The organism is Paracoccus aestuarii (genome assembly GCF_028553885.1).
Classification (GTDB): domain Bacteria; phylum Pseudomonadota; class Alphaproteobacteria; order Rhodobacterales; family Rhodobacteraceae; genus Paracoccus; species Paracoccus aestuarii.
This window is the reverse complement of sequence record NZ_CP067171.1, coordinates 30,298-50,711: the sequence shown is the minus strand read 5'-3', so window position 1 is coordinate 50,711 and position 20,414 is coordinate 30,298. Positions and strand designations below refer to the sequence as shown.

At 68.8% G+C, this 20,414-nt stretch carries 17 protein-coding genes and 1 pseudogene; 12 read left to right on the top strand and 6 right to left on the bottom strand.

What is annotated here, in order from left to right; translation table 11 throughout:
* Positions 1-32 precede the first annotated feature (32 nt).
* From JHW48_RS17290 to JHW48_RS17245, 10 genes and pseudogenes are all read left to right on the top strand, one after another.
* Positions 33-944, top strand: a complete 912-nt coding sequence (locus JHW48_RS17290; RefSeq protein WP_272835903.1) for a carbohydrate ABC transporter permease — start codon at positions 33-35, stop codon at positions 942-944.
* A 4-nt stretch (positions 945-948) separates the two neighbouring features.
* Complete coding sequence (locus JHW48_RS17285; RefSeq protein WP_119886169.1) at positions 949-1,794, top strand: carbohydrate ABC transporter permease; 846 nt, start codon at positions 949-951, stop codon at positions 1,792-1,794.
* Positions 1,791-3,836, top strand: a complete 2,046-nt coding sequence (locus JHW48_RS17280) for an alpha-galactosidase (RefSeq protein ID WP_119886168.1) — start codon at positions 1,791-1,793, stop codon at positions 3,834-3,836. The genes JHW48_RS17285 and JHW48_RS17280 overlap by 4 nt, the downstream gene beginning before the upstream one ends.
* Positions 3,833-4,714: pseudogene (locus JHW48_RS17275) on the top strand (2-dehydro-3-deoxygalactonokinase). Before JHW48_RS17280 ends, JHW48_RS17275 begins: the two are co-directional and overlap by 4 nt.
* Positions 4,715-4,718: 4 nt before the next feature.
* Positions 4,719-5,321, top strand: coding sequence for a 2-dehydro-3-deoxy-6-phosphogalactonate aldolase (locus JHW48_RS17270; RefSeq protein WP_119886166.1), 603 nt, complete (start codon positions 4,719-4,721; stop codon positions 5,319-5,321).
* Complete coding sequence (locus JHW48_RS17265) at positions 5,318-6,163, top strand: SMP-30/gluconolactonase/LRE family protein (protein WP_119886165.1); 846 nt, start codon at positions 5,318-5,320, stop codon at positions 6,161-6,163. Before JHW48_RS17270 ends, JHW48_RS17265 begins: the two co-directional genes overlap by 4 nt.
* 175 nt (positions 6,164-6,338) lie before the next feature.
* Positions 6,339-7,460, top strand: a complete 1,122-nt coding sequence (gene gmd / locus JHW48_RS17260; protein WP_119886164.1) for a GDP-mannose 4,6-dehydratase — start codon at positions 6,339-6,341, stop codon at positions 7,458-7,460.
* A gap of 7 nt (positions 7,461-7,467) precedes the next feature.
* A complete protein-coding gene (fcl, locus tag JHW48_RS17255) occupies positions 7,468-8,418 on the top strand; it encodes a GDP-L-fucose synthase (RefSeq protein WP_119886163.1) in 951 nt (316 codons plus the stop codon).
* A gap of 5 nt (positions 8,419-8,423) precedes the next feature.
* Positions 8,424-10,631 (top strand): tetratricopeptide repeat protein, encoded by a 2,208-nt coding sequence (locus JHW48_RS17250; protein WP_119886162.1) that lies wholly within the window; start codon positions 8,424-8,426, stop codon positions 10,629-10,631.
* Between the two features lie 40 nt (positions 10,632-10,671).
* Complete coding sequence (locus JHW48_RS17245) at positions 10,672-12,120, top strand: hypothetical protein (protein ID WP_119886161.1); 1,449 nt, start codon at positions 10,672-10,674, stop codon at positions 12,118-12,120.
* 3 nt (positions 12,121-12,123) lie between these two features.
* On the opposite strand, the gene JHW48_RS17240 is transcribed toward JHW48_RS17245, so the two are convergent.
* The 3 genes from JHW48_RS17240 to JHW48_RS17230 form a co-directional block, all read right to left on the bottom strand.
* A complete protein-coding gene (locus JHW48_RS17240) occupies positions 12,124-13,200 on the bottom strand; it encodes an FAD-binding oxidoreductase (protein ID WP_119886160.1) in 1,077 nt (358 codons plus the stop codon).
* The gene (locus tag JHW48_RS17235; RefSeq protein WP_119886159.1) at positions 13,201-14,439 is read right to left on the bottom strand and encodes an aromatic ring-hydroxylating oxygenase subunit alpha; all 1,239 of its coding nucleotides are present in this window, start codon (positions 14,437-14,439) and stop codon (positions 13,201-13,203) included.
* Positions 14,440-14,530: 91 nt separating this feature from the next.
* Positions 14,531-14,755 carry a transposase gene (locus tag JHW48_RS17230; protein ID WP_147388090.1) on the bottom strand — a complete coding sequence of 75 codons (225 nt, stop codon included), beginning with the start codon at positions 14,753-14,755 and terminating at the stop codon, positions 14,531-14,533.
* Positions 14,756-14,928: 173 nt separating this feature from the next.
* Between JHW48_RS17230 and JHW48_RS17225 the strand changes: the two genes are divergently transcribed.
* Positions 14,929-17,082: a malate synthase G gene (locus tag JHW48_RS17225; protein WP_119886157.1), complete on the top strand. Its 2,154-nt coding sequence runs from the start codon at positions 14,929-14,931 to the stop codon at positions 17,080-17,082.
* Between the two features lie 4 nt (positions 17,083-17,086).
* On the opposite strand, the gene JHW48_RS17220 is transcribed toward JHW48_RS17225, so the two are convergent.
* A complete protein-coding gene (locus JHW48_RS17220) occupies positions 17,087-17,653 on the bottom strand; it encodes a hypothetical protein (protein ID WP_170152283.1) in 567 nt (188 codons plus the stop codon).
* 167 nt (positions 17,654-17,820) lie between these two features.
* On the opposite strand from JHW48_RS17220, the gene JHW48_RS17215 reads away from it, so the two are divergent.
* A complete protein-coding gene (locus JHW48_RS17215) occupies positions 17,821-18,093 on the top strand; it encodes a hypothetical protein (RefSeq protein ID WP_119886155.1) in 273 nt (90 codons plus the stop codon).
* Here JHW48_RS17215 and JHW48_RS17210 read toward each other — a convergent pair.
* Both JHW48_RS17210 and JHW48_RS17205 read right to left on the bottom strand, forming a co-directional pair.
* A complete protein-coding gene (locus JHW48_RS17210; RefSeq protein ID WP_119886154.1) occupies positions 18,090-19,451 on the bottom strand; it encodes an ABC1 kinase family protein in 1,362 nt (453 codons plus the stop codon). The genes JHW48_RS17215 and JHW48_RS17210 overlap by 4 nt on opposite strands.
* Complete coding sequence (locus JHW48_RS17205; protein WP_170152282.1) at positions 19,448-20,389, bottom strand: NAD(P)/FAD-dependent oxidoreductase; 942 nt, start codon at positions 20,387-20,389, stop codon at positions 19,448-19,450. Before JHW48_RS17205 ends, JHW48_RS17210 begins: the two co-directional genes overlap by 4 nt.
* Between the last annotated feature and the right edge of the window lie 25 nt (positions 20,390-20,414).

The following is a 20,414-nucleotide window of genomic DNA, read 5'->3' as shown; positions in this document are numbered from 1 at the left end:
CCGCATCACCTTGGCCCGACCCGGAGCGTCCGATGACCGCCCTGCCCCATGACCCCGCCCCGCCGCGCGCCCGCCGGACCCGCAAGACCCTGACGCCGTGGCTGTTTCTGGCGCCGGGCATGGCGATGTTCCTGATCTATGTGCTGATCCCGATCGTCCAGTCGGTCTGGGTGTCCTTCCATGACTGGGACGGGCTGGGCCAGATGCGCTGGATCGGGCTGGCCAACTATTCCGAGCTGTGGTGGGACGACGCCTTCTATACCAGCCTGAAGAACAACGTGATCTGGCTGGTCCTCTATATGCTGGCGGTGCCGGCGGGGCTGATGATCGCGCTGTTCCTGAACCAGACCGTGCGCGGCATCCGCATCTACAAGTCGCTGTTCTTCTTTCCCTTCGTCATCAGCCAGGTGGTCGTGGGGCTGATCTTTTCCTGGTTCTACGCACCGGGCTTCGGGCTGCTCTATGCGATGATCGAATGGCTGACCGGGCGCGGCGTGGCCATCCTGGCCGAGGAGGATTACGTCACCTACGGCATCATCGCGGCAGGCCTCTGGCCGCAGATCGCCTATTGCATGATCCTCTATCTGACCGGCCTCAATGCCGTCGCCCCCGACCAGATCGAGGCCGCGCGCCTGGACGGCGCCAAGGGCTGGCGGATGCTGTGGCATGTGGTCCTGCCGCAGCTGCGCCCGGCCACATTCATCGCGGTGGTGATGACCGTGATCGGCGCGCTGCGCAGCTTCGATCTGGTCAGCATCATGACCTCGGGCGGGCCCTTCGGGTCCAGCCGCGTGCTGTCCTATTACATGTATGAACAGGCGCTGTCGGAATACGGCTACCGGATGGGCTATGGCGCGGCCATCGCGGTGGTGCTGTTCGGCATCATGATGATCTTCATCTCGGGCTTCATCTGGAAGATGTGGCGCGACGAGAAAGGGCTGTAGAGCGATGTTCCCCCGTCCCGTCCAATCCATGTCCCCCGCCGCCCGGACGATGTATCAGGTGGCGCTGCCGGTGATGCTGATCCTGTGGCTGCTGCCTTTGCTGGGGGTGGCCGCGACATCGGTCAGGCCGTCATCGGACCTCGCGCAGGGTAACTACTTCGGCATGCCCTCGCGCCTGGCCTTCGAGAATTACCTGGATGTCTTCCGCAATTCGCCCATGGGCAGCTATCTGTGGAACAGCCTGCGCACGACGATCCCGGTGATGATCGGGGCGGTGGCCCTGTCCTGCCTGACGGGTTTCGCGCTGGCGGTCTATCGGTTCCGCTTTTCGATGCTGGTCTTCTTCATGTTCGTGGCGGGCAATTTCGTGCCCTTCCAGATCCTGATGGTGCCGGTGCGCGATCTGACGGTCAGCCTCGGCCTCTACAACACGATCACCGGGCTGGCGCTGTTCCACATCGCCTTCCAGACGGGGTTCTGCACGCTCTTCATGCGCAACTTCATCAAGGCCCTACCGCGCGAGCTGATCGAGGCCGCCCGCGTCGAGGGCGTCACCGAATGGCAGATCTTCTGGCATATCGTCCTGCCCTTGGTCCGGCCCGCCATCGCGGCGCTGTCGGTGCTGGTCTTCACCTTCATCTGGAACGATTACTTCTGGGCGATGGTGCTGACCCAAGGGGCGGGCACGCAACCCGTGACGGCCGGGCTGAACAGCCTGAACGGCCAGTGGATCGCCGCCTGGCACCTGGTCAGCGCCGGATCGATCCTGGCCGCCATGCCGCCCGTTCTGATGTTCTTCCTGATGCAGCGGCATTTCATCGCCGGGCTGACCTTGGGGGCGGTGAAATGAGCCTCTGGCGCATCGACAGCCCGGCGCAGACGCTGGTTTTCGGCAGCGATGGCGGCATGTCCGCCTGCCATTACTGGGGCGAGCCCCTGCCTGCCGATACCGACCTTGACGCACTGGTCGCGGCGGGCGCGGGCGGGGTCACCGGCGGGATGCTGGACGCGCTGCCGCCTCTGTCGCTGCTGCCCGAGGCGCGGCGCAGCTTTCCCGGCCAGCCCGGCCTGGTGGCCTTTCAGGACGACCGCCCGCTCCTGCCCGAATGGCGGCTGGCGGGGGCCGATCAGGATGATGGCGGCCTGGTGCTGCGCCATGTCGCGCCGGGGCTGCGGCTGGATCACCACATCGCCACGCGGGCGCATGGGCTGATCACGATCGAGGCGGTTCTGCGTGCGGATCGGCCGCTGGTCCTGCATCACCTGGCCGTGGCGCTGCCCGCGCCTTTGCACATGACCCGGCTGACCGAGCTGGCAGGCCGCTGGACGCGGGAATTCCAGCCCGTCACCGCCACGCTGGACCACGGCACCCGCCTGCGCGACGCGCGCACCGGCCGGTCGGGGCATGAACACCCGCCGCTCTTCTGGCTGACGACGCCGGGCACCAGCCACACGACCGGCGAGGTCGCGGCCCTGCACCTCGCCTGGTCGGGCGGCCACCGCATGCTGGTCGAGACCCTGCCCGAGGGCCGTCGCCAGATCCAGCTGGGCCCGGCCTCGGGCAGCGAACCGGAACCGGGCACGGAGTTCCGCACCGCACCCCTCTGGCTGATCCGGGGCGAGGCCGGGCTGAACAGCGCCGCCATCCCGCTGCAGCGCAGGATCCGCGACGCGCTGCCCCCGTCCCGCCAACCCCGCCCCGTTCATTACAACGGGTGGGAGGCCGTCTATTTCCGCCATGACCAGACCGAGCTGGCCCGCATCGCCGACCGCGCCGCGACGCTTGGCGCCGAACGCTTCGTGCTGGACGACGGCTGGTTCGGGCGGCGCGACGACGACACGACCTCGCTCGGCGACTGGACGGTCGATCCGCGCAAGCATCCCAAGGGCCTGGGGCCGCTGATCGCCCGGCTGCGCGCGATGGGCCTGCGCTTCGGCCTGTGGCTCGAGCCCGAGATGGTGAACGAGGACAGCGACCTGTTCCGCGCCCATCCCGACTGGATGCTGGGGCCGCGCGACCAGATCCGGGGCCGCAACCAGCTGCATCTGGACCTGTCGCGCCCGGAGGTCCGCGATCATCTGTTCGACCACATCGACCGCATCCTGACCGATCATGACATCGACTATGTCAAATGGGACCATAACCGCCTGACGCCCATGGCCGATGCGCGCCAGACGCGCGGGCTCTATGCGCTGCTGGACCGGCTGCGCGCGGCACATCCGGGGGTGGAATGGGAAAGCTGCGCCTCGGGCGGGGGGCGGATCGACGGGGCGATCCTGACCCGCTGCGGGCGGGTCTGGCTGTCCGACAGCAATGACGCGATCGAACGCCTGCGCATCCAGCACGAGGCCGCGATGCTGCTGCCCGCCTGCGTCACCGGCAGCCATGTGGGGCCCCGCGACTGCCACACCTCGGGTCGTGTCCTGCCCATGGCCCTGCGCGCCTGGACCGCCGCGCAGCGCCACATGGGCTTTGAGATGGACCCGCGCGAACTGACCGATGACGAGGCCCGCATCTTGGCCCGCGTTACCGCCTGGTGGCGTGAGAACCGCCACTGGATGATGGCGGGCGACATCTGGCGGCTGGACCGCCCCGCGGGCAGCCTGGCCGAGATGCAGCTGGCCGCCGATGGCGCGCGCATGGTCGTCTTCGCCGCCCAGATCGAGGCCCCCGTGGCCCTGCAGCCCCCGCCCCTGCGCCTGACCGGGCTGGATCCGCGGGCCGTCTATCGGCTGCGGATGCTGGAACGCCCGCGCGGGCATCCCGCGTCGCGGACGGCCCTGACGCAGGGGCCGGTCACCCTGACCGGGGCGGCGCTGATGGCCCAGGGGGTTGCGCTGCCGCCCGCCTTCCCGCAGACCATCGCCGTGATCGAAGGAACCCGCCTGTGACCATCAACTGGATCGCCGCCGATTGGGGCACCACGAACCTGCGCCTCTGGGCCATGTCGGGCCGCAAGCCGGTCGAGGCGCGGTCCTCGGATCAGGGCATGGGCGGGCTGGCCCCCGACCAGTTCGCCCCCGCCCTGGCCCGCGCGACCCGACCATGCCGCAGGCGATGACGGGGACGGCGGGCCAGCCCTCGGTCGCGCCAGGGCTGGATCGAGGCGCCCTATGCCCCCGTCCCCTGCGCCGCCACGCCCCGGCTGGTCGCCCTGCCCGGCGATCCCGGCGGCCGCCCCGTCCGCGTCGTCTGCGGCATCCGCCAGGACAGCCCCGCCGATGTGATGCGCGGCGAGGAGACCCAGATCGCGGGCCTTCTGGCGCTGGAGCCGGATTTCGACGGCATCGCCTGCCTGCCCGGCACGCATACGAAATGGGTCCGCATCTCGGCCGGCGAGATCTGCAATTTCGTCAGCTTCATGACCGGCGAGATTTTCGCCCTGCTGTCGCGCCAATCCGTGCTGCGCCATTCCCTGGGCGAGGGTCAGGGCGATCCGGCGGCCTTCCGCACCGCCCTGTCCGACGCCATGTCGCGCCCCGAACGCGGCTATGCCGGGCTGTTCCAGCTGCGGGCGGAATCGCTGCTGTCGGGGCTGGACCCGTCCGCGGCGCGGGGGCGTCTTTCCGGCACCCTGATCGGGTGGGAGCTGGCGGCCGCGCGCCCGTGGTGGCTGGGATCCCAGGTGACGGTGATCGGCGCCCCGGCCTTGGCCGACCTCTATGTCGATGCGCTGGCGGCCCAAGGCGTGCCCGCCGCGCGCATGTCGGCCACCGATGCCACCTTGGCAGGGCTTGCCGCCGCGCACCGCCGCTTTCAGGAGGAATGATCCCATGTCCCGCCCCATCATCGCCATCCTGCGCGGCCTGACCCCGCCCGAGGCCCCGGCCATTGCCCGCGCCCTGATCGATGCCGGCATCACCCGGCTGGAGGTGCCGCTGAATTCCCCCGACCCCCTGGACAGCATCGCCGCCATGGCCCGCGATTTCGGCGACCGGGCGCTGATCGGCGCGGGCACGGTGATGACCCCCAACCAGGTGGCGCAGGTCGCCCGGGCCGGGGGCCGGATGGTCCTGTCGCCCCATTGCGACGCGGCCGTGATCCGCGCCACGACCGCCGCCGGCATGAACAGCTTTCCCGGCGTCATGACCCCGACCGAGGCCTTCGCGGCGCTGGCCGCCGGCGCCACCGGGCTGAAGCTGTTCCCGAGCGAGCTGATCGGCCCCGCGGGCCTGCGCGCCCTGCGCGCGGTCCTGCCCGCGGGCACCGCATGCTGGGCCGTGGGCGGGGTCTCGGCCGCGACGATGGACGATTGGCGGCGCGCGGGGGCCGCGGGCTTCGGGATCGGATCGGCGCTTTATTCCCCCGGCGACGCGCCCGAGACGGTCGCCGCCAAGGCCCGCGACATCGTCGCCGCATATGAGGCATCCGCATGATCTTCGACGACACCCCCTGCACCTTGGGCGAAGGCGCGCTGTGGCATCCCGACCGCCAGTCGCTGATCTGGTTCGACATCCTGAATGCCAGACTGTTCGAGCGTCCCTTGGACGGCGCGCGCCGGTCCTTCGATCTGCCGGGGATGGGGTCGGCGGCGGGGATCGTGGATGCCGACCGGCTGATCGTCGCGACGGAAACCGCGCTGCGCCTCCTCGATCTGCGCGACGGCCGGTCCGAGGTTCTGGTGCCGCTGGAGGCCGACAATCCCGTCACCCGCAGCAATGACGGCCGCGCCGATCCGCAGGGCGGGTTCTGGATCGGCACGATGGGCCGGGCGGCCGAGCCGCGGGCGGGCTCGATCTGGCGATACCACCGGGGCGAACTGCGCAGGCTCTTTGCCGACATCACCATCACCAACGCGATCTGCTTTTCGCCCGAGGGCGACCTGGCCCATTTCGCCGATACCGACCGCGCGACGATCTGGCAGCTGCGGCTGGACCGCGACGGCTGGCCCCTGGGCGATCCGCAGGTCTTCGTCGACCTGGCGGCCGAGGGGCTGAACCCCGACGGCGCGGTGATCGACGCCGAGGGCGGGCTGTGGTCCGCGCAATGGGGCGCGGGGCGCGTCGCGCGCTATGACCGGCAGGGGCGGTTCGACCGGGCGGTGGCCTTTCCGGCGGCCCAGATCTCCTGCCCGTCGCTCGGGGGGGCGGGGCTGGACCAGCTGTTCGCGACATCGGCGCGTCAGGACATGGACGATCCCGGCCCGATGGACGGATGCACCTTCCGCGCGCCCGCGGGGGTCAGGGGCCAGGCGGAACATCGCGTCCTGCCGGGCTGAGCGTTGCACCCCCCCGCGGGCATAGGCTCCGGCCCTGCACGGAAGACGTGCGGGGCCGGGCGACACTGGTTTCTCGGAGCTCGTTTATCGAAATGGTAACTTTCCTGACATAGACCGGCAGGGACGGCGCCTGCGCGCCGCACCACGCACGGGACGTGTGACGAAAGGAAACACGATGACCAAACGGGCACTGATCACCGGCATCACCGGGCAGGACGGCAGCTATCTGGCCGAATTCCTGCTGGAAAAGGGCTACGAGGTCCACGGCATCAAGCGCCGGTCGTCATCGCTTAACACGCAGCGCATCGATCATATCTACGAGGATCCGCATACCAAGGACGCCCGCCTGTTTCTGCATTACGGCGATCTGGGCGACACCTCGTCGATCATGCGGATCATGGCCGACGTGAAGCCCGACGAGGTCTATAACCTCGGCGCCCAGTCCCATGTCGCGGTCAGCTTCGCCACGCCCGAATACACCGCCAATGTGGATGCCATCGGCACGCTGCGCATCCTGGAGGCGATCCGCTTTCTGGGGCTGGAGGGCAAGACCCGCTTCTACCAGGCCTCGACCTCGGAGCTTTATGGCCTGGTCCAGGAGATCCCGCAGCGCGAAACGACGCCCTTCTATCCGCGATCGCCCTATGCGGTGGCCAAGATGTATGCCTACTGGATCACGGTGAACTATCGCGAGGCCTATAGGATCTATGGCTGCAACGGCATCCTGTTCAACCATGAATCCCCCCGCCGGGGCGAGACTTTCGTGACCCGCAAGATCACCCGCGGCCTAACCAACATCGCCCAAGGGCTGGAGGATTGCCTTTATATGGGCAATATCGACGCGCTGCGGGACTGGGGGCACACCAAGGATTACGTCCGCATGCAGTGGATGATGCTGCAACAGGACGCGCCCGAGGATTTCGTGATCGCCACCGGCCTGCAATATTCCGTGCGCCAGTTCATCGAATGGTCGGCCGCGCATCTGGGCATCACCCTGCGCTTCGAGGGCACGGCCGAGGCCGCGCAGGGCATCGTCGAGGCCGTCAGCGGCGATGACGCGCCGGGCGTCAAGCCGGGCGACGTGATCGTGCGGATCGACCCGCGCTATTACCGCCCGACCGAGGTCGAGACCCTGCTGGGCGATCCGACCAAGGCGCGGGAAAAGCTGGGCTGGGTCCCCGAGATCACCACCCAGCAGATGTGCGAGGAGATGGTGGCCGAGGATCTGAAATCCGCCCGCCGCCATGCGCTGCTGCGCAGGCATGGCTATGATCTGCCGATCTATCACGAAAGCTGAGGGTCCCATGACGCGCATCTTCGTCGCAGGGCATCGCGGCATGGTCGGCAGCGCGATCCTGCGTCAGCTGCAGGACCGGCCGGATGTCACCCTGATCACCCGCACCAGCGCGGAACTGGACCTGACCGACCAGGCGGCCGTGCGCGCCTTCATGGATGCCGAACGGCCCGATGCGGTGATCCTGGCCGCGGCCAAGGTGGGCGGTATCCATGCCAACAACACCTATCCGGCGGAATTCATCCACCGCAACCTGATGATCGCCTGCAACGTCATCCACGAGGCCTGGGCTCATGGCGTCACGCGGCTGCTGCAGCTGGGCTCCAGCTGCATCTATCCGCGCGAGGCGGACCAGCCCATCCGCGAGGACGCCCTGCTGACCGGCATCCTGGAACCCACGAACGAGCCCTATGCCATCGCCAAGATCGCGGGGATCAAGCTGTGCGAAAGCTACAACCGGCAATATGGCACCGATTACCGATCGGTGATGCCGTCGAACCTCTATGGCCCTGGCGACAATTTCGACCCGGAGAACAGCCATGTGATGCCCGCCCTGATCCGCCGCTTTCACGAGGCCGCGCGCGACGACCTGCCCGAGGTGGTGATGTGGGGCAGCGGCAGGCCGCGCCGCGAATTCCTGCATGTGGACGACATGGCGCGGGCCTCGCTTTTCGTCTTCGACCTGGACCGGGCGGTCTATGACGCGCATACCGAACCGATGCTGTCGCATCTGAATGTCGGATCGGGCAGCGATGTCGAGATCGGCGAGTTGGCCCGGATGGTCGCGGATGTCGTGGGCTATCGCGGCCGTATCACCAACGACCTGTCGCGCCCGGACGGCACGATGCGCAAGCTGATGTCCTCGGACCGGCTGCGCGCCATGGGCTGGGCGCCGCAGGTCGATCTGCGCGACGGCATCGCCCGGACCTATCGCTGGTTTCTGGACAACAGGGCGGGCTGATCGGGATGGAGGACCGGGGCAAGCTGATCGCGTTTCGCGCCGACCGGATGGGGGGCCGGCTGATCGCGCTGCTGAACACGCTGCGTTTCGCGCGCAGTCACGACCTGCCCTTCGTGGTCCATTGGCGCGACAGCGACGGGTTGGGCGACGGGACCGAGCTGTTCTCGCAGGATTTCGTGCGCGACCATTTCATCGACAAGCCCAGCTATCAGCGGATGAAGGGCCGGGCGACGGCGATCGGCAGCGTCCTGCAGAGCCCCACGCGCGAGGCCTTTCTGGACCATTTCAAGGGTGGCATGCATGTCCTGCTGGACCCGCCCTTCGACGTGTTGAAGATGCCCTTCGAGGACGAGGCCGAGGTGCATCGCGACTTTCGCGCGGTGGTCGACGACCTGCCGCTGAACCCGGTCCTGGCCGAACATCTGGACCGGCTGCGCGGCCAGCTGCGCGACGGGCGGCGCACGGTCGCCTATCACATCCGCCGCGGCGATCTGACCAGCGACATGCGCGCGATGAACCGCGCCTGGCCCAACAAGTTCGTCCCCGACGAATTCTTCGAGACCCATATCCGCGCCAATTTGGAGGGCAGCGGTACGCGAACGATCCTGTTCAGCGACAATCCTTCGGTGCTGACCCGCTATACCGGCATGTTCCCCGACCTGCTGACCTTTGCCCGCGTCGCCGATACCAGCGCCCTGACCGAGGTGCAGCGCGACGCGCTGGAGCTGTTCGCCATGTCGCTGTCGGACCTGATCGTGGCGCCGCCCTCATCAGCCTTCAGCTCGACCGCGCGCACCATCGGCGGGGGCGAATTCCGCGACGTGGAATCCGAGATCACGCCCGAGGCGCGCCATGCCGCGCTGGACCTGCTGGCCAGCCGCCTGCGCGACCAGCCCGACCTGTTCGCCAATGAGGGCGAGATCGGGCAATATCTGGTCTATGCCTGCGACCACCTGGTCAAGACCGGCCGGCGCGCCGAATTCATCGAGATCGCCGCAGGCCATATCCGCAGCGGTCTGAACATCGCCTTCGTCCATGCCATGACCCTGCGCGAGATGTTCTTCGACGGCCAGTATCAGGCCATCTGCGACCTGCGCCCGGTGATCGACCGGGGTTTCGTGGCCTTTCAGCGCAGCTTCGCGCAGGTCGCGCTCTATCACGGGCTGGCGCTGCTGATGCTGGGCCGGCAAGCCGAGGGGCTGGAACAGATCGTCTCGGCCTTCTGGCACGAGCCGGTCGAGGGCGAGATCAACGCCCTGGCGGGCCTGCTCCGTGCGCAGGGCGATTTCGACCAGACGAATTTCTGGGTCTCGGACCCGGAGATCGAGCGGCTGTTCCCCAACCGCTTCGTGGTCGATCACGTCCGCACCTACTACACCCCGCTGGTCGATGCCGGGGTGCTGGAATTCGACAAGATGGTGCCCACGAACCGGGTGATGGTCTGGGAATGGCCGGATTTCACCCGGTCGGACCTGCGCAGCCATTACAAGTTCCGCGGCCATTTCCGATCGATCCTGCGCATCCTGGAACGGCGGGTCTGGTCCACGAACCTGAAGCCGCATTTCGACAGCTTCACCGGCATGATCGCCCTGCGCGAGGGCGATCTGGACCAGGCGGCCCGGATGATGGCCATGGCCATCGAAGCCAAGCCCGACATCGCCATCTTTCACAAGCGCCATGCCGAACTGCTGCTGGAACAGGAGCGCATGCCCGAGGCCTTGGCCGCGATCGACCGCGCCATCGCCCTGGCCCCGGAGGCGGGGATCTTTCGCGCCATGCGCGGGCTGATCCAGCTGCGCGCGGGCGATGCGGCGGGCGCGGCCGACACGCTGATGGCGCTGATGGACCAAGGCGCGATGCGGTTTCCGTCGGTGTTCTTTCTGGCCGCCGATGCCGCCCAGGCCGCCGGGCGTCCGCAGGACGCCGAACGCATGCTGGATGCGGGGCTGCGCCTGGCGCCGCTGAACTGGCGCCGGCAATGTGCGCTGGCGCAGCTGCGCGCGGATCTGGGCGATGTCGACGGCGCGCGCCGCGTGCTGGACTGGACCCTGCAATGGGCCGACGACCACCCGCCGCTGGTCATGCTGAACACCGATCTGCTGGTCGGCGCGGGCCGGCTCGACGATGCCCGCAGCAGGCTGGAACGCCTGATCCGGCGCTATCCCGACAAGCAGCAATATGCGCGCCGGCACAAGAAGCTGGCGCGTCTGTAACGATGGCGGCTTTTTCCGCCCCCAGACCGGAGCATCGAGGATGAGACGAGGTCACAGCAGCATCGACCAGGCCCATTTCCTGGTCTATTCCAACGGGGTCGACCCCTTTGCCGCGAATGCCGACGATTACTGCGCATCGGCGCTGAAGGTCGGCTTCGACAGCGCCACCCATGTCACCGAGGAGGCCCTGCGCGCCACCCCCTTCTGGGAGGAGAACCGATTTATCCTCGAACAGCCCCGCGGCGCGGGATACTGGCTGTGGAAGCCGTGGATCGTGCTGCAGAAGCTGCGCGAATGCGGGCCGAACGACATCGTCATCTACAATGATGCGGGCCGCTACGGGCGCGGGTCGTTCCGCCAGTTCCCGGCCTTTCCCCATGGGGCGGTCGAACTCTGCGCGCGCACGCCCAAGCGGTTCATCCACGGCTTCATCTCGAACTGGCAGATCCAGGGGCATTACACCAAGCGCGACGCCTTCATCCTGATGGATGCCGATACGGACGAACAGCGCCTCGCGGCCCAGGTCTGCACGGGGCCGCTGCTGTTCATGCCGTCGGATGACAGCTTTGCCTTTCTGGAACAGTGGCTGGACTACTGCCGCGACCCGCGCATCCTGACCGACCAGCCGGACGAGCTGGGCCGCCCCTTTCCTGTCTTTCGCGACCACCGCCACGACCAGTCGGTGGGGTCGATCCTGGCCCACAAGACCAAGGCGCATTACTTCGACTTTTCCGAAGGCGGCGCCTTCCAGGCATCCGAGGATGTGCGCCAGCGCAACCGCCATGTGCCGCGCCTGCACACCCATGTGGGCTATGTCTCGCTGATCGCGGCGCGGGCCATGCCGGACGATTTCCTGATGCGCGACGATCCCGACATGGCCGAGCTGTCGCATCTGCTGCGCAACCTTTCGCCGGACCAGCCCCTGCCCGTCCATCCCGACAAGGTCCCGCAGGCGGTCCTCGAGGCCGAACTGGACGAATTGCTGCTGGACCCGCGCCCGACGCTCTGCCGCGATCACATGATGGTGGCGCTGACCGACAACCGCATCGCCAATTCGCGCCTGCATGTTTTGGGCAAGTATCCCGACGATGCCGTCACCTTCTGGGAGATCGCCTGCCAGGCCTTCCGCGACCGCGCCGCCGCCGCCCATGCCGACGGCACGCCCCCCACATGGGCCGACGCGCCGCGCATGGCGGTCATGGCGCTGCGCGACGCGGAATCGCGCATGCCGGACCTGCGCCGCAGGGTCATGGCGGGCTATGTCTGGACGCTGCTGGATGACGATGCGCGGGCGATCTTCAAATCCGCCCACAAGAACATCAGGACCCCCCGCGGCATGGAGGCGATGGAACGCTTCGTCGCCCTTCTGGACGAGGGGGACGCCATCCCCCTGGCGGTCGAGCTGGCCGGCGACGACCGCCCGCTGAGCGAGGACGTGTCGCGCCGGCTGCGCGACTGGATGCTGCGCGACGGCCAGCCCGCGGGCTGATCCTCACGCCTCGACGGTGATCCGGCCCAGGGGGTTGGAACAGCAGGCCAGGATCCAGCCCTCGGCGATGTCGTCATCCGTGATGCCGCCGTTATGGACCATATGCACCTCGCCCGCGGTCTTGCGGATGCGGCAGGTGCCGCACAGCCCGAAGGTGCAGCCCGAAGGGATGTTCAGCCCCGCCCGCTTGGCCACGGCCAGCACGGTGTCGGTTTCCGTGCAGGCAGCGGTGACGCCGCTGGCGGCGAAGGTGACCTGGGCGCGGGCATCCTCGGTCGGGGCCACATCGTCGATCACCGGGGCCTCGGCCTCGGACGCCACCGGGGCGCCGAAGCTTTCCTGGTGATAGCGCTCCATGTCGTAGCCGAGCGATCCCAGCATGTCGCGCACCGCCTGCATGAAGGGCTCGGGGCCGCAGCAGAAGACCTCGCGATCCAGGTAATCGGGCGCCATCAGCCCCAGCATCAGGCAGTTCAGCCGCCCCTCATAGCCGTGCCAGACCCGGAAGGGCTCGGGCCGTTCGACGGTCAGCCGCAGCTGCAGCCCCGGCACGCGGGCCGCGTAATGCTCCAGCTGGTCGCGGAAGATGATGTCCGAGGGGCGCTGCGCGGCGTGGACGAAGACGATGTCGGTATCCTGCGCCCGGTCCCAGGCCCAGGTGGTCATCGACATCATCGGCGTGATCCCCGACCCGGCCGAGATGAACAGGTATTTCGACGCCGGATGGCGGTGAAAGCTGAAGATCCCGTTCGGCCCATAGGCGCGCAGCCGCATCCCCGGCCGCAGATGGTCCAGCATCCAGCGCGTGCCGACCGAGGCCTCCTGCGCCTTGACCGTGACCGAGATCGACAGCGGCCGCGAGGGCGACGAGCTGATCGTGTAGGTCCGCTGGATGTTGCCGCCGGGCACCGGCAGGTCCAGCGTCACGAACTGGCCCGGCTGATAGTCGAACCAGGCCCCGGAGGGCGCGCGGAAGATGAAGCTGGACGTGTCGCGCGTCTCGGGGACGATCATCACGCATTCCAGCATCTCGTCGTCGGACCACGGCTCGGCGGTCCAGTTCAGGCGGGGGCGCGGCATCTATTCCGCCGCCTGCCTGAGGCCGAGCCGCGCGGACATGACCCCGCAATACCAGTCGATCAGGTGGATCACCCCGGCCTCCTGGCTGGGGGAATAGGGGCCGGGCTCGTAGGCGGGCGACAGGATGCCCAGCTGGTTCTCCTCGACCACCTGGCGGTCCTCGTCATTGGTGGCCAGCCAGACGGTGGTCAGCGTGTCCAGGTCGTAATCCGTGCCCTCGACCGCGTCCTCATGGACCAGCCACCAGGTGGTGACCTGGGTTTCCGTGGGGCTGACGGGCAGGATGCGGAAGACGATGGCGTGATCGGGCAGGAAATGGTTCCAGCTGGACGGGAAATGATAGAACATCAGGCTGCCCGCGTCGTTCCACGGCAGCTGGCCCATGCGGCGCGCGACGGCGGCCTTGCCCGACATGGTGAAGCTTTCCTGATGATCCATCAGCGGCACGCGGGCCATGCGCCACTGCATGTCGGGGGCGTTGACGAAGCGCGCGGGCAGGCCCGCCGCGTCGCAGCGGTCCCAGTGGGCCAGGATCTCGGGGCTGGCGGAATTGGGCCCCTCCATCACCGTCATCAGCGGATCGTCGGAATAGGTCCGGCAGAGCGACGGATGGCTGCCGCTGCAGTGATAGCATTCGCGGTTGTTCTCCATCACCAGCTTCCAGTTGCCCTTTTCCACGATGGTCGAGCTGTGGGCGACCTTGGAGCGGTCCAGCCCCGAGGGCGCCACATAGCGCATCAGGTTGGCGGCCAGTTCGTTGATCGCGGGGGGCACCTGGGCCAGGCAGATGAAGATCATCCCCTTCAGGTCGATGCAGTGGACGGGCTTCAGGCTGTATTTCGCCGGGTCGAAATCCGGCCCCATGTCGCGCGCGAACAGCAGCTTGCCGTCCAGGTCGTAGGTCCATTGGTGATAGGGGCAGACCAGCTTGGCCCCCGTCCCCGCCGCCTTGGCGCAGAGCCGCTGGCCGCGATGGCGGCAGACGTTGTGAAAGGCGCGGATGCGACCGTCGGCGCCGCGCGTGACCACCACCGGGTAGTCGCCGACCTGCATGGTCAGATAGCTGCCCGTGCGCGGCACCTGGGCGGCGGGGCCGGCGAACAGCCATTCGCGATACCAGATGTGGTCCAGGTCGTCCTGATAGGCCTGACGCCCGCAATAGAGCGCGCGGTCCAGCGCATGTCCGGGACGGCGCGCGGCGATCAGCTGGGCGGTCGAGGGGGTTGGATCATGGGTCATGGCGCTGTCCGGGCAAGCGGGTGGATATCGGCCCCAACCTAGCCGCAGCGCCGCGCGGACATGGCCGAATTGCGACATTCGGCCAGCGGAATCAGACATCCCCCCCGGATGGGATCAGCCCGTCCTTGTGCAACCGGCCGAAGGGCTGGCCGGAATGGGGGCTGCGTTCGGCCAGCAGGCGGCGCCATTCGGCGACCAGCTCCGGCGGGCGGGCGCGGTTGACCGTGGTGAAGAGCGAGGTCGCCAGCAGCTCGTCGGTCATGGTGCTGACCATCCAGTCATGGGCGCGCGGTAGATCCACATCCAGGGCTCGCACCAGCGGGGGCCCGGTCCGCGGGGGTGGAAGTCGCAATCAACTCATGGGTCAACACCGCACCCGCTGGCGTTTTGCGAAATTATGGAATGTTTTTCCAAAATGCCTTGGCAGCGGCGTTCCGCTGGCGTATCACGGGGGTCAGACGCCACGCTGGCATGACCGGAGGACCACCCATGACCGCATCCACCGCCACCCGCAACGGGCTGGAGATCGACCAGGACTTCCTGCGCTTCGTCGAGGATGAGGTGCTGGCCGGGACCGCCGTCGCGGCCGATGACTTCTGGGCCGGCTATGCCGCGCTGCTGGACGAATTCGCGGCCGAGAACCGCGATCTGCTGGACCGCCGCACCGCCTTGCAGCGCCGGATCGACGATTGGCACCGCCAGCGGGGCAACCAGGGTTGGGACCAGGCGGCCTATCGCGACTTTCTGACCGAGATCGGCTATCTGGTGCCCGAACCGGCCCCCTTCACCATCGAGAACGGCCGGATCGACCCGGAGATCGCCACCATGGCCGGCCCGCAGCTGGTCGTGCCGGTCAGCAATGCGCGCTTTGCACTGAACGCGGCCAATGCGCGGTGGGGATCGCTCTATGACGCGCTTTACGGGTCGGACGTGATGGGGCCGCCGCCCGCCGGATCGGCGCTGGACCCGGACCGCCGCGACGCGGTCGTGGCCCGCGCCGCGCGCTTTCTGGACGAGGCCCTGCCGCTGGACGGGGGCAGCCATGCCGATGTCACCGCCTATGACAGCGACGGCCGGGGCCTGATCGCCACGGTGGGCGGCAAGGCGCTGCGGCTGCGCGATCCGCGGGCCTTCATCGGCACGCGGCAGGACGGTGCGGCGCGGGGGCTGGTGCTTCGCCATCACGGGCTGCATGTGGAACTGGTGATCGATGCCGACCATCCGATCGGGGCGGCCTCGCCCTCGGGGCTGCGCGACGTGGTGCTGGAGGCGGCCCTGTCGGCCATCCAGGATTGCGAGGACAGCGTGGCGGCCGTCGATGCGGCCGACAAGATCGCGGTCTATCGCAACTGGCTGGGGCTGATGAAGGGCGATCTGTCCGAGACTTTCCAGAAGGGCGGCCGCGCCATGACGCGCCGCCTGGCCGATGACCGGCAGGTGACGCGGCCCGACGGGACCACCGTCACGCTGCAGGGCCGCGCGCTGCTACTGGTGCGCAATGTCGGGCATCTGATGACCACGGATGCGGTGCGCCGCGATGGCCGACCCACGCCCGAGGGCTTCATGGATGCGATGGTCACCGTCGCCGCGGCGCTCCATGACCTAGCCCGCGACCAAGGCCCGCGCAACAGCCGGGCGGGCGCGGTCTATGTCGTCAAGCCCAAGATGCACGGCCCCGACGAGGCCGCCTTTGCCGACCGCCTCTATGGCCGGGTCGAGGCGATCCTGGGCCTGGCGCCCAACACCGTCAAGCTGGGCCTGATGGACGAGGAACGCCGCACCAGCGCCAATCTGGCCGCCTGCATCCACGCGCTGCGCAACCGCATCTTCTTCATCAACACGGGCTTTCTGGACCGCACCGGGGACGAGATCCACACCTCGATGCAGGCGGGCCCGTTCCTGGGCCGCGACGCGATGAAATCCGCGCCCTGGCTGAAGGCCTACGAGGATCGCAACGTGCTGATCGGCCTGAATGCGGGGATGCGGGGCCGGGCGCAGATCGGCAAGGGCATGTGGGCCAAGCCCGACGCCTTGGCCGAGATGCTGGAGGTCAAGATCGGCCATCCGCAATCGGGCGCCTCGACGGCCTGGGTCCCCTCGCCCACGGCGGCGACGCTGCATGCGCTGCATTACCACGCGGTCGATGTCGTTGCCGTCCAAGACCGGATCTCGGATCGTGCGGTCCCGGGGCTGGACCTGCTGCTGACCCCCGCCTTGGCGGATGCGCCGATCCCACGCGACGCGGTCCTGCGCGAACTGGACAACAGCGCGCAGGGCATCCTGGGCTATGTCGTGCGATGGGTCGACCAGGGGATCGGCTGTTCCAAGGTTCCCGATATCGACGATGTCCAGCTGATGGAGGATCGCGCCACCTGCCGCATCAGCGCGCAATATCTGGCCAACTGGCTGGAACACGGGCTGATCACCCGCGACGAGGTCGAGGACGCGCTGCGCCGCATGGCGGCCAAGGTCGATGCCCAGAATGCGGGCGATCCTGCCTATCGCCCGATGGCGCCGGGCTTTGACGGGCCGGCCTTCCAGGCGGCGCGCGATCTGGTGCTGACCGGGACCAGCCAGCCCTCGGGCTATACCGAACCCGCGCTGCATGCCCGCCGGGCCGAGGCCAAGCGACGCGCGGCCTGACGGGTCACATCTGGCGGCGCAGGTCGGCCTCGATCTGGCGCCGCTCGCGCCGCGACCGGATCTGGCGCGCGGACAGGGATTTCGGGCAGAGGCACAGCTCGTCCCCCTGACGCTGCATGGTGAAGTCGCGGTTCGCCGCGACGATGCTGCTGTCGGCGGCGGTGATCGCGGCGACGGTGACGCGGAATTCGCGCACATCCTGCGGCTCGATCCGGTCGAAGCCCTTGGACCGCGCCCGGTCCAGCAGGTCGGTGACGCTGCCGATCTCGACATGATCGCCGCTTTTCAGCGGTCCCTGTAGCGTCGCCTCGCGCGGGGTCGGGTGCTGGTCGCGGGCGATCTCGGTCCGGTCGGCGACCGAGGACATGCGCTGGCCGTCCGCGGTGCCGACGGTCAGCATGATCTCCAGCACATAGATCGGCTCGAAGCCCAGATTGCTGACCAGGAACCGGGCCGACAGGTCGCGCGAGCCGCCCAGATGGATCAGGATCTCGGTCAGCCGCTGGCGGCGCAGGCCCGACACGATGATGTGCAGATAGACCATCCAGACCAGCGCCGTCACCGCCGCCATCGATGCCTGCACCAGGCCGCTGTTCTCTGATATCCATTCCCACATGCGCCCCCAACCCGCCCCTGCCCGCGATGTTCCACCGAAGGGCCGCGCGGCGGACGCCGCAGGCTTGAACCCGCCTGATCACCCACGCGTTGGGCACAGGCCCCAACCGGAAGGACCGCGCCATGACACACCCCACCGACCCCGCCCTGGCCGCGCTGGAGGCGCGCCTGGTTGCGCAGCGCCGCCTGCTGGGCCGCCTCGTTGCCGCCCTGCAGCCCGACACCCGCGACCAGGTGATGGACTGGCTGGGCCAACGCGAAAGCCTGCGCGACGGACAGGAGGATCCCGGCGCCGTCCCCACCGAGGATGTCGGCCCCGCCTTGGCCATCGCCGATGAATTCCGCATGATCCTGCGCCTGGCCCAGGACCGCATGCACGAGGAGGACCGCCCCTAGGCCCCGCGCTCGGCCAGCATCCGGTCCAGATCGTCGGGCCGGATCAGCGCGTCCAGATCGACCCGCGCCCGCAGCCGCGCCAGCAGCAGGTAGAGCCCGCCGATCTTGCGATGCAAAAACAGGATCTCGGGCGGGGGCATTTCGGCACGGCTGCGCTTGCGGGCCAGGTCCATGGCCAGGTCGGCCACGCGCTGCGGAATGTCGGTCCGGGCCAGATCCATCATCCCCCCTCGGCGCAGCGGGGTGAAGGCCACCTCCATCATGTCCAGAAGCGCGCGCTGATGGTCGGGATCGGTCTCCTCGCGGAAATAGCCGATGCGGATCGCGGCCTCGCGCACGCCGTCGCGGTCCCCGGCAAGCGCCGCGCGCAGCAGCGCCAGATAGCGCGGCGCGACCTGGGGCGAAAACCCGCGCGTCGCCCCGAAATCCAGCAGCACGATGCGCCCGCCATCCGCGCGGGCCGGATCGGGCTGCCAGTGGAAATTGGCGAAGTTCGGGTCGGTCTGCATCAGATCGAAGCGGAACAGCTCCTCGATGACCAGCCGAGCCAGATGGGTGGCCGCGCGGTCGCGCTGATCGGCGGGGGCCTCGGCCAGGGTCTCGATCGGGCGGGCCTCGATGAAATCCATGGCCAGCACGTCTTCGGTGCTGAACTCGTCATCGGGCGTCGGCAGCAGGAATTCGTCCCGCCCCCGCAGGTTCGCGCGATAGAGCCGCATCTGCCGCGCCTCGCGCCGGTAATCTGCCTCGGCATGCAGCTGTTCGCGCGCCTCGGCCATCAGGGCGGGCAGGTCCACCCCCTGCGGCACCAGGCCGGGGACCCGCAGCAGCAGGCCCAGATTGTCGATATCGCTGTCGATGCTGGACCGGACGCCGGGATATTGCACCTTGATCGCCAGGTCGCGGCCATCCTTGGTGCGGGCGCGATGCACCTGCCCGATCGAGGCGGCGGCAATGGGGCGCACCTGGAACCGCTCGAACCGGGCCAGCCAACCGGGGCCCCAGGCCGCATCCAGAACGCGCTGCAGCTGCTTGGGCGGCATGGGGTCGGCATCGGATCGCAGGCGGGCCATGATCTCGGTCAGTTCGGGGGGCAGGAAATCGCCCGCCTCCATCGAGACCAGCTGGCCCAGCTTCATCGCGGCGCCCCGCATCTGGGCCAGCTGGCCCGCCAGCCGCGCGGCATTGGCCGGGGTCAGGAACAGGTCCGGCGCGCGGGGCCGCTGGCCGGTGGCCAGCTGGCGCACCCCCTGGGCCAAGGCGCGCCCGCCGATCCCCGAGGCCAGCCCGCCGATGCGCAGCATCCGGCCCAAGCGGCCCTGCGGCACGGCGCGCGGGGTGCGGTCGTCGACGCTCATGCGCCTTGGTCCCGCAGCCACTCGCCCATCGCCGTGCCGCTGGCCCAGCCATGTTCCGCCAAGGGCCCGAGCGCCCAATCCCCCCCCACCGCCAGCCGCGTCGCGGCATCGCCCAGAAACGCCTGGCCCAAGGCCCGGTCGGTCCGGGCATAGAGCCAGCGATGCGCCGCGCTGTGGACCAGATCCCCGGGTGCTGCGCCCAGTTCGCGGATCAGGGCGGGGGCCATCATCGCGGCCAGATCGTCGAAGGGCAGGTCGATATGCGCGGCGCTCCAATCCGGGTCGGCCTGGGCGATCCAGGTGGTCAGGGGCTGGCCCTGCCGCCCGGGCTTGTCGGCATCCTGCGCGATCCAGGCCAGCATGCCAGACCCCTCGCGTCGGGCGAAGGGGCGCGGGGCCGTAGGCGCCAGCCCCGCCATCAGCGTGACCGAGGCGTGATAGCGTACCTGCGCCAAGGCATCCGCAAAGGCGTGATCGCGGCCCAGAAGGTCGCGGGCCTGGGGCGCGGGGATGGCCAGCACGACGCTGTCGGCCTGATGCGCGACGCCCTCGCCGCCCAGATGCCAGCGGCCGTCGCGGCGTTGCAGCTGATTGATCGCGACGCCTTGGGTCACGGTCAGGCCTTGGGCCAGGGCGGCGGGAATGGCCGACATGCCCGGCAGGCCGACCAGACCCGCCTCGCCCCAGGACGCCGCATCGCCGCGCGTCGCCAGATCGGCCAAGGCGGTGGCCAGCCCCGGATCGCGCGGCGCGGGCAGGACCTGCGCCCCGTGATCGAAGCGCAGCCCATTGCGGGTGATCCGCGTCGCCATGCGCCCGCCGATCCCCCGCCCCTTGTCGAACAGCCGGACCCGGCGGCCCGCCTGGACCAGCACCCGCGCGCAGGCGATGCCGGTCATGCCCGCGCCGATGATGGCAACCTCGTCCGTCTGATCCACGCCCGTCCTCATCCGTGACCCGAGG